This window comes from Streptomyces sp. NPDC001381 (assembly GCF_042895685.1).
GTDB lineage: Bacteria > Actinomycetota > Actinomycetes > Streptomycetales > Streptomycetaceae > Streptomyces.
Genome location: NZ_JBIAWO010000001.1, coordinates 1,407,010 through 1,419,408 on the forward strand (window position 1 = coordinate 1,407,010; position 12,399 = coordinate 1,419,408).

General features: G+C 73.9%; 13 protein-coding genes and 1 tRNA gene. 3 read left to right on the top strand and 11 right to left on the bottom strand.

The features are described from left to right. Positions 1–19: 19 nt before the first annotated feature. The 5 genes from ACFY2L_RS06220 to ACFY2L_RS06240 all read right to left on the bottom strand — a co-directional run bounded on the left by ACFY2L_RS06220 (position 20) and on the right by ACFY2L_RS06240 (position 4,590). Positions 20–487 (bottom strand): DUF3592 domain-containing protein, encoded by a 468-nt coding sequence (locus tag ACFY2L_RS06220; RefSeq protein WP_390660132.1) that lies wholly within the window; start codon positions 485–487, stop codon positions 20–22. 102 nt (positions 488–589) lie between these two features. Beyond that, positions 590–1,012, bottom strand: coding sequence for a DUF3592 domain-containing protein (locus ACFY2L_RS06225; protein ID WP_390821608.1), 423 nt, complete (start codon positions 1,010–1,012; stop codon positions 590–592). A 96-nt stretch (positions 1,013–1,108) separates the two neighbouring features. Continuing rightward, positions 1,109–1,714 carry a lytic polysaccharide monooxygenase gene (locus tag ACFY2L_RS06230; protein ID WP_390660134.1) on the bottom strand — a complete coding sequence of 202 codons (606 nt, stop codon included), beginning with the start codon at positions 1,712–1,714 and terminating at the stop codon, positions 1,109–1,111. Positions 1,715–1,849: 135 nt separating this feature from the next. Then, a complete protein-coding gene (locus ACFY2L_RS06235; RefSeq protein ID WP_390821609.1) occupies positions 1,850–3,157 on the bottom strand; it encodes an SPFH domain-containing protein in 1,308 nt (435 codons plus the stop codon). Between the two features lie 62 nt (positions 3,158–3,219). Next, a complete protein-coding gene (locus ACFY2L_RS06240) occupies positions 3,220–4,590 on the bottom strand; it encodes a peptidoglycan-binding protein (protein WP_390821610.1) in 1,371 nt (456 codons plus the stop codon). Positions 4,591–4,774: 184 nt separating this feature from the next. On the opposite strand from ACFY2L_RS06240, the gene ACFY2L_RS06245 reads away from it, so the two are divergent. After that, positions 4,775–4,848: transfer RNA gene (locus ACFY2L_RS06245), tRNA-Lys, on the top strand. 50 nt (positions 4,849–4,898) lie between these two features. Here the strand turns inward: ACFY2L_RS06245 and ACFY2L_RS06250 are convergent. From ACFY2L_RS06250 to ACFY2L_RS06270, 5 genes are all read right to left on the bottom strand, one after another. Beyond that, positions 4,899–5,555, bottom strand: a complete 657-nt coding sequence (locus ACFY2L_RS06250; protein ID WP_390821611.1) for a class F sortase — start codon at positions 5,553–5,555, stop codon at positions 4,899–4,901. A 3-nt stretch (positions 5,556–5,558) separates the two neighbouring features. Further along, on the bottom strand, positions 5,559–6,146 hold the full coding sequence (locus ACFY2L_RS06255; protein ID WP_390821612.1) for a hypothetical protein: 588 nt from the start codon (positions 6,144–6,146) through the stop codon (positions 5,559–5,561). Positions 6,147–6,250: 104 nt separating this feature from the next. Next, entirely contained in the window at positions 6,251–7,030 is a 780-nt protein-coding gene (locus tag ACFY2L_RS06260; RefSeq protein ID WP_390660139.1) for an HAD-IIA family hydrolase, read from the bottom strand. 110 nt (positions 7,031–7,140) lie between these two features. Further along, on the bottom strand, positions 7,141–7,995 hold the full coding sequence (locus tag ACFY2L_RS06265; RefSeq protein WP_390821613.1) for a hypothetical protein: 855 nt from the start codon (positions 7,993–7,995) through the stop codon (positions 7,141–7,143). 749 nt (positions 7,996–8,744) lie between these two features. Beyond that, positions 8,745–9,845, bottom strand: a complete 1,101-nt coding sequence (locus tag ACFY2L_RS06270; RefSeq protein ID WP_390660141.1) for an ROK family protein — start codon at positions 9,843–9,845, stop codon at positions 8,745–8,747. A gap of 56 nt (positions 9,846–9,901) precedes the next feature. Between ACFY2L_RS06270 and ACFY2L_RS06275 the strand changes: the two genes are divergently transcribed. Together ACFY2L_RS06275 and ACFY2L_RS06280 are read left to right on the top strand one after the other, a co-directional pair. Further along, a complete protein-coding gene (locus ACFY2L_RS06275) occupies positions 9,902–10,993 on the top strand; it encodes a Gfo/Idh/MocA family oxidoreductase (RefSeq protein ID WP_390660142.1) in 1,092 nt (363 codons plus the stop codon). After that, on the top strand, positions 10,993–11,499 hold the full coding sequence (locus ACFY2L_RS06280) for a heme-degrading domain-containing protein (RefSeq protein ID WP_390660143.1): 507 nt from the start codon (positions 10,993–10,995) through the stop codon (positions 11,497–11,499). The genes ACFY2L_RS06275 and ACFY2L_RS06280 overlap by 1 nt, the downstream gene beginning before the upstream one ends. A 27-nt stretch (positions 11,500–11,526) precedes the next feature. On the opposite strand, the gene ACFY2L_RS06285 is transcribed toward ACFY2L_RS06280, so the two are convergent. Further along, complete coding sequence (locus tag ACFY2L_RS06285) at positions 11,527–12,384, bottom strand: fumarylacetoacetate hydrolase family protein (RefSeq protein ID WP_390660144.1); 858 nt, start codon at positions 12,382–12,384, stop codon at positions 11,527–11,529. Between the last annotated feature and the right edge of the window lie 15 nt (positions 12,385–12,399).

A 12,399-nucleotide genomic window follows, 5' to 3' on the forward strand; every position in this document is an offset into this window, starting at 1 on the left:
CTGACGCGGCGTCAGATGACTACGGTCCGACCTCGTCCCAGACGGAGAACGCGGCGTCGACGGAGATCATGAAGCCGACACAGAAGGCGAGCGCCAGCCCGAGGAAGACCAGCAGACAGCCCGACTCGGCGAAGAGCCGCCCGTGCGCCGGGGGCCTGGCCGTGGCCCGCTCGGGCCGGTCGGCCGGGTGGAACACGGTGACGATGTCACCTTCCAGGATCGTCCCCGGGCCGTTCTCCTCCTCGAACCGCACCGTACGGCCGTCCCGGGTGGTGAACTCGTAGACGTGGTGCAGGGTCGTCACCACCCGCCGGTGCTCACCGCCGGTGGTCCTGGTCGTCGTGTACGTCCGCAGACAGCGCGCCTCGGCGGTGAGCCCGCTGTCCCAGGCCCGCGCGACCCGGCGGGAGCGGCTGATCACCGTGTACATCGCGAGGAGGATCACCGCGATCATGATCGACGGGATGATGTAGAAGAAGATGTCCATGTGCGCCCCCGAGTCCCCCACACGCCGGTCGGTCGGCCGGCGTGCTGGGAACGTACCCGGCGGTAGCGCCGGATCGCCTCAAGGGAAGCTCAGAGATCGGGCTCAGGGCCCGGACGCGGACACCCACCACCAGACGACGAGGCCGACGGCGGCGAAGCAGGCCAGCCCGAGCACCGCGCCCGCGAGATTCCTGCCGTGCCGCGGCGCGGACGTCGTGGCCCGTTTCGGCGCGGCGGCCGCGTAGTGGACGGGGACGTCGTCGCCGGGGGCGCGTGAGGACGGTCCGCCGCTCTCGGTGAAGCGCACGACCCGGCCGTCGTGGGTGGTGAACTCGTACTCGTGCCACCGCACCCGACGGGCCACGGAGACGACCGTCTCCGTGGTCTCCCAGGCCCGCACCACCCGGCCGCGCGCGGTCAGTCCGTTCCAGGCGGCCCGCCGCCGCAGGGCGTGGTGCACCACGGAGCCCCCGGCCACCAGACAGAGGACGGCCGTCAGCAGGACCAGGACGTCGGAGCCGTCCAAGTGGCACGCACCCCCGTATGCCGTCGTCGGGACCCGCGCGCGCCGGCCCGGAGGCGTCTCCGGTTCCGGCGCGCGGGGACCTGACTCGAGGGTGCCTCAGAACGTGACGTCCGAACAGGCGTAGAACGCGTTGCCGGTGTCGGCGATCGTCCAGACCGCGAGGATCACGTGGTGCCCGCTGAGCCCCGACGGCAGGGTGCCGCTGTGGGAGAGGGTGGCGGGCGGACGCCGGCCGCCGTAGGGAACGGTGAGGAAGGGGGTGAGGTTGAGGTCGGAGCGGGCCAGGTTGTGGTTCTGGTTCCAGCCCGGCTTGGTGACGTAGTAGGTGAAGTCGGTCGTGGCGTGCATCGCCGTGAACTGCCAGCGGAAGGTGTAGCTCTGACCGCCGGTCACCCTCGTGGTCGGCCATGCCCCGCCCGACGGCGTCCTCGGACTGTCGAGCTGGGCGAAGCGGGTGTTGTTCGCGGAGCAGATCCGCCCGTCGGCCGCGCCGGTGGCCGGGAAGCCCTTCGGGCCCTCGACGCTCTGCGGCTCCCACTGGATGTCGCCGCAGTCGGTGACGGTGCCGTTCTGGCAGAGCTTCTGCCTGCTGACGGGGAGGTCGGTGTAGCCGTGGCTGCTGGCGCCGCCGGCCGGGAGCACGACGGCTCCGGCGGTGGCGAGGCCCAGCACGGCGGCGTAGAGCCTGGTCCTTGTGCGCATGCTGCCGCTCCTGGAGAACGTGGGGAGTTCTTCGGGCCGGTGGGCCCGTGAGCCGTGCAGGTCTAGACCAAGTCCGAGATTATGACCGCCGCTTGTACATGTCCATACCAATCGCGGGACCTGTTCGAGGGACCGTCAGGGCGCCTGCTCCCCGCGCCCCGCGCAGAACGCCACCGTCAGGTCCTTCACCAGCGCCTTGCGCTCGTAGTCGTCCAGTTCCACCAGGCCCCGCATGGTCAGCCGGGTCACCGTGTCCTCCACCGAGTCGACGACCGAGGTCAGCACGGTCGCGCGGTGCTGGGCGTCGAGCGCGGCGATCCGGCGGCGGTGCATCGCGGCGGCGACCTCCGGGGCGTACTCGATCCGCAGCGGCTGCACCGAGTACACCTCCAGACCGATCGCGCCCGCGTCCCGCGCGACCCGCCGGGTCAGCGCCTCCCCCGCCGCCTCCACCGAACCCCGGCCCGCGCCCGGCGGCTCCACCGGGATCCGGGCGAGGGCCGCCTCGACACAGTCCCGCAGATACGTCTCGTGGTCCTCGACGCCCAGCATGGCCCGCGCGGTGTCCCGCACCCGCCACACCACCAGGACGACCACCCGCAGCGCGACCCCGCTGCCGTCGGCCGCCGGCATGGGCTCACTGCGCCAGTGCCGCAGCCGTACGTCGACCCGGCGGCGCAGCAGCAGGGGATTGACCCACAGCAGCCCGGTGCGCCGGACGGTCCCCCGGTAGCGGCCGAACAGATTGAGCACCCAGGCCCGCCCGGTACGCCCCCGCGCCAGCCCGCCGAAGCCGAACAGCCCCAGGGCGCCCGCCCCCGCGTACGCCGCCCACTGCGCCGGACCGAGGCCGGCCCCCGCCCACACCGGCAGCCGCAGCGCCTCCCCCACCAGCGGCGGCAGCACCCCCGCCCACCAGGTGGTGGCCACACATCCGGCCGCCCCGCAGGCCCCGGCGATCACACCGGCCCCGCCGGGCAGCACCCGCGCCGGCCGCTCCGCCAGGGCGGGGTCGACCTCGGCCAGGGGCCGTGGCTTCGCCGCCACCGGCCGCCGCAGCCTCGGCTGCTCCCCGGTCGCCGCCCGGCTGCCCACCACCGCGGGCCCGAGCGGCACCGCCCGCGGCTCGGCCTCGTCCCGGAACAGCAGATGGACGGGGATCTCGGTGGTCGCCTCGTTGTGGATGAGCCGTGCGGGCCGGCCCTGCGCGGCCTCGGACGCGTCCCCCCGGGCCGGCTGCTCGGCCTGCCGTTCGGCCGCCCTGCCGGCCGGTCCGCTCCGGGAGCCCTGCTCGGGCCGTTCGCTCCCCGCGCCGGACGCCTCGCGCGTCTCCCCCGGTCCCGCGGACCGGGACGGCTCCCCGGCCGTGCCCTCCGTCGCGGTGTCCCCGACCGGTCCGGACGGCGTCTCGGGCTCGGGTGTCTGTGAAGTGGTCGTGTGCATTGCGTGCCTCCAGCCTCCGCGCCAGATACGCCATGACAGTCGTGCCGTGACAATGGGTCGGGTCACGAGAAGAGCCGCCGCCAGGTCTCCGGGCCCGGGTGGCCGTCCGCCGCGCCGCCACGCCAGCCCTGGGCGCGCTGGAACGCCTCGACGGCACGCCGGTCCGCCTCGGTCCAGCGCGGCCCCGGACCCTGGGCGTAGTACCTGCCGAACCCCTTCTTCACCAGTTGCCTCCCCAGCTCGGTGACGTACGCGTTGTCCGCACCGGGGCGGAACGTGTTGCGGCCGGGGAAGGCCGGGACGCGCGGGGGCGGGGAGGGTGCGGAGGGCGAGGTGGCCGGCGGGCCCGCGCCGCCGCTCGCGGGCGGCGGCGCGGCGGGGGTGGCGGGCGGTCCGCCCGCCTCGACGTCCTTGCCCTGCCCCGTGACCAGGAGCCGCCAGGTCCCCGGTCCCGGCAGTCCGTCCGCGTCGGAGCCGCGCCAGCCCTGGGCCTGCTGGAAGGCCTGGGTGGCCCGGCGGTCGGCGTCCGACCAGCGGGGGCCCGGCCCCGAGAGGTAGAAGGGGGCCGCGCCGCGCGCCACGAGGAGCCGGCCCAGCTGGGTGACGTACGCGTTGTCGGCCCCGGGACCGAAGAAGGACCGCCCGGGATACGGGGTCGCCGACGCCTCGGCTCCCGCGCCCGTGCCGCCGCCCGCCGCGAGCCCCTTGTAGCGGTAGGCGACATAGCTGTCCGAATGACTCCAGTAGGCGTACGGGGTGGCCTGACGGCGGGCCGCCGGGCGGGTCTCCTCGTAGGCGATGTAGTAACTGCGGGTGTAGTCGGTCCAGCCGCCGAAAAGGACGACGTGCGAGCCTTTCTGGGGGTCGGCGGGATTGTGGAAGAGGAGAATGTCGCCGGGCTGGAGTTCCTCCTTGGAAATGCGCGTCCCGTACTGGTCGAGGGTGCCCGTCCACTCGTTCCCGGGCAGATGCCAGGCCATCGAGACGAAACCCGAGCAGTCCTGCCGGTAGCCGTCGGACCAGTAGGCGCTCATGCTGTACGGCACCCGCGCCGCTACCCATTCCCTGGCCCGCCGGATGATCTCCGCGCGGGTGGTCACCGGTGTCCCGGCGACGCCCGGGGGCTGCGCGGGCCGTCCCCCCGGGCCGTGCAGCGGCGCCGTGCGGCCCTGCGGAGTCTCGGGCTCGTCACCTGCGGGAACGCCCGGCGGGGCGGGGGCCTGCGAGGCGGCGGGCGCGGGCACGGCGGGACCGGCGCCGACCGTCGCGGACGCCGCCGCGGCGACGACCAGAACCCGGCGGGCGGCGGGACGGCCGCCGAACCGGGCGGATCCCGGGGAAGGGGAATACGGGCTCACCCGGCGCCCGTGAACGCATCCGGGGCAGTCGCAGTCACTCGCGGGATCGAATTCCTCGAACACCGGAGTCTCCATGCGATTCCCCTCACACTCCAGATGGAAATGTCCGCGCCTGTGCACGTTCGCCAGTTTCTCAACTGTCGTCCCGGTGCGCATGCTGACGGTCCGAACGATGTAAGCGGGCGCCGGGGCGGGAGGCGCCCGGGAACGGGTGGTCAAGGGCACCCCTCGGCGTCCTGTAGAGTTACGACGTCAGCAGGCGCCGCTAGCTCAGTTGGTTAGAGCAGCTGACTCTTAATCAGCGGGTCCGGGGTTCGAGTCCCTGGCGGCGCACAGACGGCAAAGGCCCTTCGCGAAAGCGGGGGCCTTTCGCGTTGCCCGGTTCAGGTGCGGCCGGTCAGATACGCCGACACGATCACGTTCGCCGTGTAGCTGCGGCTCGCCCGGTCGAAGGTGCCGCCACAGGTGATCAGCCGCAGTTCGGCGCGGTCGGGCCGGCGGGTGCCGTAGGCCCGCCGGGCGTCGAAGTCGTCGCGCGGGACGACCTCGACCTCGTCGACGGTGAACTCGGCGATCCGGCCGTCGTCGCGGACCACGCGGATCGTCTCCCCCGCCCGCATGGTGCTGAGCTTGTAGAAGACGGCGGGGCGGGTCTCGGTGTCGACGTGCCCGACCATCAGGGCGGTGCCCCGGGCGCCGGGCTTCGCGCCGGCCGCGTACCAGCCGACGACGCCGGACTGGTCGAACGGCGGCGGGTCGATCGCGCCCTCGGGGTCCAGGCCACGGGCGACGACCGGAGCCTGGACGCCCAGTTCGGGGATGTCGATGCGCTGGGGCAGGGCCGCCGCCAGCGGCTTGGCCGCCGGCGGCAGGTCGGCGTCCGCCGGGCGTCCCACGGCGGCCACGTCACCCGTGGTCGGCGTGGACACGCCCGGCCGTACGTCGGTCACCTCGCGCCCCCACAGCCACAGCCCGAGCAGCAGCACCGCCCAGGCCACTCCGGTGACGAAACGCCCGGAGGAGCGTTCGCGGTCGGACATGGCTCAGCGGCTCCCGCGACTCCGGCGGGCGCCGCGGACGCCGCGGTACGCCACCACCGCCGCGGCCACTCCCGCCAGGACCAGCCCGGTGACCGCCTGAGCGGTGCCGGGGCCGTCCACCCGCGCCTCGTCGGCGGCGGCGAGCGGCGCGGCGCCGCCCCCGCCCGCGTGCACCGGGGCGACCGGTGAGGCGTGGCCGGTGGGGGCCGACGGCCGGTCCGGCAGCGGCTGCGACTCAGCCGGTGCCACGACCTTGATCCGGCCCTTCACCTGGAAGTCGACGCAGGTGATCTTCACGTCGTAGGTGCCTGCCTGGATCGAGGAGCGGACCCGGGTCTCGCCGACCAGCGTGCCGCCGGTGCCCACGAGCCGGGCGTCCGCGACGAAGGCGGCCGAGGCCGCGGTGGCCTTTCTGCCGCCGCAGCCGCTGACCTTCAGCGTGACGTCGGCGCCGGGCGCCGGCGTGGACGGTGTCACGGAGACGCTGCCGCCTCCGCCCCCGCCGTCCTCGCCCGAGGCGTGGACCGTCGGGAGGAGCACCGCGGCGGCAGCCGCGACACCCGCACAGAGCGTGACTTTGAGTGAACTCATCGTGAACCTCCAGCTCTCTGGAGACTCCCCCGCCGGGACCCCGTCCGCATCCTCTGGCGGGGTCTCGCTGCTCCGTACGGGTGGCTTTCCGTGCCGTCCGTGTTTCAGATCCGGTCGACGAGGTCCGCGATCGAGTCGACGACCTTCGACGGGCGGTACGGGAAGTTCTCCACCTGCTCGGGCCGGGTCAGACCGGTGAGCACCAGGAACGTCTGCATCCCGGCCTCCATGCCGGCCAGCACGTCGGTGTCCATGCGGTCGCCGATCATCGCGCTGGTCTCGGAGTGGGCCCCGATCGCGTTCAGACCGGTGCGCATCATCAGGGGGTTCGGCTTGCCCGCGAAGTAGGGCTGCTTGCCGGTCGCCTTGGTGATCAGCGCGGCCACGGCGCCGGTGGCCGGGAGGGGGCCCTCGGTGGAGGGGCCGGTCTCGTCCGGGTTGGTGCAGATGAAACGGGCGCCGTCGTTGATGAGCCGGACCGCCTTGGTCATCGCCTCGAAGGAGTAGGTGCGGGTCTCGCCGAGGACGACGTAGTCGGGTTCGTGGTCGGTGAGGATGTAGCCGATGTCGTGCAGCGCGGTGGTCAGACCGGCCTCGCCGATGACGTACGCCGTGCCGCCCGGCCGCTGGTCGTCCAGGAACTGGGCGGTGGCCAGGGCGGAGGTCCAGATGTGGTCGATCGGCACGTCCAGGCCCATGCGCTGGAGGCGGGCGTGCAGGTCGCGCGGGGTGTAGATCGAGTTGTTGGTCAGGACCAGGAACGGCTTGCCCGACTCGCGCAGCTTCTTGAGGAAGGCGTCGGCGCCGGGGATGGGGACGCCCTCGTGGATCAGCACACCGTCCATGTCGGTGAGCCACGACTCGATGGGCCTGCGGTCTGCCATGTGCGGGGTCTCCTGCCGTACGCGGACTGCGTGCGCCCCAGCCTAGTCACACGCCCGATCTTGAGGGAATGGCCGGAATCGGAGCGTCCACTGGGTGGGACCGGCGGGGCTCAACTGCGTCGGCGTGCGAGCAGCAGAGCGGCGCCGGCGGCCAGCAGACAGGCGGTGGCGGCGAGGAGGACGGGGGTGGCGGGCAGGCCGGAGCGGGCGAGTTCCTCGGCCTTGTCGGCGAGGGAGGGGGCGCCGGTGGCCTGGGCCGAGGCGTCGGGGGCGGGCGTGGCCGCACCCGACGCACGGGGGGCGGCGGCCGTGGTGGTGGCGGTCGGGCCGGTCTCCTTGGCGCGACCGGGATCGGGACCGGAGTCGGAGTCGGAGTCGGGGAGGGAGCCGGTCTCGACGGCGAAGCGGTAGTCGTTCGACTGCCCGACCCAGTCGCCGTCGTCGCCGTGCCGCTGGACGACCGCCGCGTTGGCGGTGATGTCGTTGGGCGCGGTGTCCGAGGTGAGCGCGAGGCGCAGCTTGACCGTGAGGGTCTTGTGGGGGCCGACCGTGAAGCCGGCGAACGCGCCGGCCTCCCCCTCGGGACCGTCGGTGAAGGCGCCGACCAGCTCTTCCTCGTCGGTCGGTTCGAAGCGGACGGGGTGCGGCCGGCCGTCCGCGTAGAAGTCCAGGTGGGGCTGCGAGGGCCGCAGGGCGCGCTCGGCGTCGACGAGGACGACGACGGGATGGATCCCGGCGCAGGTGAGGTCGGTGGTGTTGGTGAGGTCGAGGTACCAGGTGCCGTAGCCGCCGCCGGCCTGGTAGGAGTCGGGGCCGCCGCGCAGCCGGGTGGTGAGGGGGAAGGCGTCGCTGTCCGAACCGGCGCAGGGCGAACCTCCCTCGGCGTGCGCGGGCACGGGAAGGAGGCCGGCGGCAGCGACGGCGGTGACGGCTGCGGCTGCGGCACGGCGGAGGGCGGCGGGCATGGTCACTCGCATGGTCAAGTGAGCTTGCCCGGGTGTCCGGGCCGACCGGGGCCAACACACCGTACGGTCATACGATCTTCCGCTTTTTCACCTGTTCGCTCCACCACACCACCCGACCCACCGCACGGTGGGCGGCGGACCGGCTCGCGCGGGGGAGGGGCGGGCGGACCTGGCTCGTGCGGGGGGGGGCGGGCCGGCCGACCCGTACCGGCGAGGCGGGGGCGCTCGCACGCGCGGGGCGAGGGCCACCTGGTTCGCGCGGAGGGGCACGGGCCACCCGGTTCACCCGACGAGGCGGCAGCGGACCGGCTCGTGCGGGGGCGCAGGCGGACCGGCTCGCCGGTGAGGCGACACCGGACCAGCTCACGCGGAGCGGCATGGGTCGCCCGGCTCACACGGGGGGGCGACGGCGGACCAGCTCACGCGGAGGGGCACGGGCCACCCGGTTCACCCGACGAGGTGACAGCGGACCAGCTCGTGCGGAGGACGCGGGCGGAGGGGTTGCGGTGAGGCGACGCCAGACCAGCTCGCGTGGGAGCGGCAAGGGTCGCCCAGCTCGCACGGGGGGGCGGCACCGGACCGACTCGCGCGGAGGGGCACGGGCCACCCGGCTCGCCCGGTGAGGCGACAGCGGAGCTGGGCGTGCTGGGGGCGCGGGCGGACCGGCTCGCACGGGGGGCGACACGGCAGGGCGGCAGTCACCCCGCTCGCGCGGGCAGGGCGAACCGCTCGTGCGGTGGTCCCGTCGTTCAGCCGTCGCCTCGCCCGAACACCGGGGCGAGCAGCAGTTGGGCCGCGCCGTCGGCGACCGTGCGGTCGCCGCCCGGGGCGAGGCGGACGGGGACGGCGCCGTCCGGTGACCCCTCGCGCCGGGCGCGGTCGGCGAGCACCGAGGTGACCCCGCGGACGAACGGCCCCGGTGCCGCCACGACCGTACGGCCGCCCAGCAGGACGAGATCGATGTCGAGGAGACCCACGAGGTTGGAGGCGCCCTCGCCGAGCACCCGGGCGGCCTCGCTCACATCCCCCTTGCCCATGGCCGCGAGGCACAGCGCCTCGACACAGCCCCGGTTCCCGCACCAGCAGTGCAGCCCGTCCATCTGGATGACCTGGTGCCCGAACTCGCCCGCCCCGGTGCGCGCCCCCCGGTGCACGGTCCCGCCGATCACCAGGCCGGCCCCGAGCCCCGTACCGAGGTGGAGGTAGGCGAAGGAGCCGTGCTCGCCGCCGACGGCGAGCCCGAGGGCGGCGGCGTTGGTGTCCTTGTCGACGACCACCGGCACCCCGAGCCGGTCGGCGAGGGCGTCGCGCAGAGGGAAGCCGTCCCATTCGGGGAACCCGGTGACGCGATGGAGCACGCCGTGGATGTGGTCGAGCGGACCGGGCAGGGCGACGCCGACACCGAGGAGGGAGCCGGCGTGTCCCAGTTCGCCGACCTCCCGCACCACCGCCTCCAGGACCGACTCGGCGCCCGCGCCGAGATCCAGGGGGGCGCGCCGCTCCGCCACCACGCTCCCGTCGAGGTCGGCCAGCACGGCCCGCAGCTCGTCCCGGTCCAGGTGGACGCCGACGGCGTGTCCGGCCTCGGGGACGAGCCGCAGGAGGGTGCGCGGCTTGCCGCCGGTGGAGGCGCTCTGGCCCGCCTCGGCCGCGAACCCCTCCTCCCGCAGCCGAGCGGTGATCTTGCTGACCGCCTGCGGGGTGAGTCCGGTGCGGTCGGCCAGCTCGAGCCTGCTGATGCCGTCCCGCCCGGCGGAGCGCAGCAGGTCCAGTACCAGTGCGGCGTTGTGGTTGCGCAGGTCCGGCAGGTTCACCCCGGTCGTGCGCCCGCCTCCGTTCGTCCTGTTCACCTCTCCATTCTCCCCCCTGCTTGCACTTTGGCAACAGCGTTGCGAAAGTGGGGGTCATGACTGGACGCAAGACTGGTGAGACAGGCGGGACGACGCTCCGCGTGGGCCTGATCGGATACGGCCTCGCGGGCTCGGTGTTCCACGCCCCGCTGATCGCCGCCACCGAGGGCCTCGCCCTCGACACGGTGGTCACCTCCGCCCCCGAGCGGCGGGAACAGGCCCGCGCCGCGTTCCCGGACGTACGGGTCGCCGCCACCACGGAGGAACTTTTCGCCCGGGCGGACGAGCTGGACCTGGTCGTCGTCGCGTCCCCGAACCGGACGCATGTCCCGCTGGCGACCGCCGCCCTGGAGGCGGGCCTGCCGGTCGTCGTCGACAAGCCGGTGGCCGGCACCGCGGCCGAGGCCCGCGAGCTGGCCGCCCTCGCCGACGACCGCGGCCTGCTCCTGTCCGTCTTCCAGAACCGCCGCTGGGACAACGACTTCCTGACCCTGCGGAAGCTGCTCGCCGAGGGCGCACTGGGCGACGTCCGGCGCTTCGAGTCCCGCTTCGAGCGGTGGCGGCCGCAGCCGAAGGGCGGCTGGCGCGAGTCCGGCGACCCCGCGGAGATCGGAGGTCTGCTGTACGACCTCGGCAGTCACGTGGTCGACCAGGCACTGCAACTCTTCGGCCCGGCCCACTCCGTGTACGCGGAAGCCGACGTCCGCCGCCCGGGCGCGGAGACCGACGACGACACCTTCATCGCGCTCACGCACACGAGCGGCGTCCGCTCCCACCTGTACGTCTCCGCCACGGCGGCCCAACTCGGCCCGCGCTTCCGGGTGCTGGGCTCCGAGGCGGGCTATGTGAAGTACGGCCTGGACCCGCAGGAGGCGGCACTGCGGGACGGACACCGTCCCGGGGCCGACTGGGGAACCGAACCCGAGGAACTGTGGGGCCGGGTGGGCTCCGGGGATTCCCCGTCGACCGGCGGCGGACGACCCGTTCGGACCCTCCCCGGCGACTACCCCGCCTACTACGCTGCGGTGGCCAGGGCACTGATCGACGGCGGCCCCAACCCGGTGACCGCGGTCGAGGCGGCCGCCGCCCTCGACGTACTGGAGGCGGCCCGCCGTTCGGCACGAGAAGGAATGGTGGTGACGCTCTGATGGGCACCCACGAGCTGACCCCGAAGTTCACCCCGGAGATCACCCCGAGCCTGGAGGAGCTCCAGGCCCAGGAACGGCGGCTGGTCTTCCGCCAGTTCACCAACGACGACGCGTGGGCGCTCGGTTCGCTGCTGGTGGAGCTGGCGCGGGAGCGCGAGGCGCCGGTGGCCGTCGACATCCACCGCGCCGGCCAGCAGCTCTTCCACGCGGCCCTGCCCGGCTCCACCCCCGACAACGACGCCTGGATCGCCCGCAAGCGCCGGGTCGTGGAACGCTTCGGCGCGTCCTCCTACCTGGTCGGCACGCGCTACCGGGCCAAGGGCACGACGTTCGAGGACTCCTCCCGTCTGGACCCCGACGAGTACGCGGCCCACGGCGGCTCCTTCCCGATCAACGTGGAGGGCGTGGGCGTCGTGGGGGCGGTGACGGTGTCGGGCCTGCCGCAGCTGGAGGACCACCGGTTCGTGGTGGAGGCCCTGGAACAGTTCCTGGAGAAGTACCTCTAGGCGGGAACCGGCAGGGGCGGGGGACGCTCACGCGTCCTTGAACTCCTGCCGCTGCCTGCCCAGTCCGGGGATCTCCAGCTCGACGACGTCCCCGGCCCGCAGGAACGGCTTGGGTTCAGGCGCCCCCAGCGCCACCCCCGCCGGCGTCCCCGTGTTGATGACGTCCCCGGGGTGGAGGGTCATGAACTGGCTGACGTACCGGACGACTTCCCCGACGGGGAAGATCTGCTCGGCCGTCGTCCCGTCCTGCTTCAGCTCCCCGTTCACCCAGAGCCGCAGCGCGAGATCCTGCGGGTCGGCCACCTCGTCGGCCGTCACCAGCCAGGGCCCCAGCGGATTGAACGTCTCGCAGTTCTTCCCCTTGTCCCAGGTCCCGCCGCGCTCGATCTGGAACTCCCGCTCGGACACGTCGTGCGCCACCGCGTACCCGGCGACCCGCGCGAGCCCCTCCTCGGCGGACTCCAGATAGCGGGCGGTACGCCCGATGACGACCGCCAGCTCCACCTCCCAGTCGGTCTTGGCGGAGCCGCGCGGGACCAGGACGGTGTCGTAGGGGCCCACGACCGTGTCCGCGGCCTTGAGGAAGATGACGGGCTCGGCCGGCGGCTCGGCGCCGGTCTCCCGGGCGTGGTCGTGGTAGTTCAGCCCGATGCACACGATCTTGCCGATGCGGCCGAGCGGCGGGCCGGTCCGCAGGCCGGTCGCGTCGAGCACGGGCAGCTCACCGGTCCCGGCGGCCGCGCGGATCCGGCCGAGCGCGGCGTCGTCGGCGAGCAGCGTGCCGTCGATGTCGTCCACGACGCCCGACAGGTCCCGCAGGGTGCCGTCGGCGTCGAGGAGCGCGGGGCGCTCCGCTCCCGCCGTCCCGACTCGCAGCAGCTTCATGATCCCGATCTCCCT

Excerpts from the sequence above, each read along its gene's own strand:
- ACFY2L_RS06220 (WP_390660132.1), bottom strand. The coding sequence starts at position 487 with ATGGACATCTTCTTCTACATCATCCCGTCGATCATGATCGCGGTGATC.
- ACFY2L_RS06230 (WP_390660134.1), bottom strand. The coding sequence starts at position 1,714 with ATGCGCACAAGGACCAGGCTCTACGCCGCCGTGCTGGGCCTCGCCACC.
- ACFY2L_RS06235 (WP_390821609.1), bottom strand. The coding sequence starts at position 3,157 with ATGCACACGACCACTTCACAGACACCCGAGCCCGAGACGCCGTCCGGA.
- ACFY2L_RS06240 (WP_390821610.1), bottom strand. The coding sequence starts at position 4,590 with ATGGAGACTCCGGTGTTCGAGGAATTCGATCCCGCGAGTGACTGCGAC.
- ACFY2L_RS06250 (WP_390821611.1), bottom strand. The coding sequence starts at position 5,555 with ATGTCCGACCGCGAACGCTCCTCCGGGCGTTTCGTCACCGGAGTGGCC.
- ACFY2L_RS06255 (WP_390821612.1), bottom strand. The coding sequence starts at position 6,146 with ATGAGTTCACTCAAAGTCACGCTCTGTGCGGGTGTCGCGGCTGCCGCC.
- ACFY2L_RS06260 (WP_390660139.1), bottom strand. The coding sequence starts at position 7,030 with ATGGCAGACCGCAGGCCCATCGAGTCGTGGCTCACCGACATGGACGGT.
- ACFY2L_RS06265 (WP_390821613.1), bottom strand. The coding sequence starts at position 7,995 with ATGCCCGCCGCCCTCCGCCGTGCCGCAGCCGCAGCCGTCACCGCCGTC.
- ACFY2L_RS06275 (WP_390660142.1), top strand. The coding sequence starts at position 9,902 with ATGACTGGACGCAAGACTGGTGAGACAGGCGGGACGACGCTCCGCGTG.
- ACFY2L_RS06280 (WP_390660143.1), top strand. The coding sequence starts at position 10,993 with ATGGGCACCCACGAGCTGACCCCGAAGTTCACCCCGGAGATCACCCCG.
- ACFY2L_RS06285 (WP_390660144.1), bottom strand. The coding sequence starts at position 12,384 with ATGAAGCTGCTGCGAGTCGGGACGGCGGGAGCGGAGCGCCCCGCGCTC.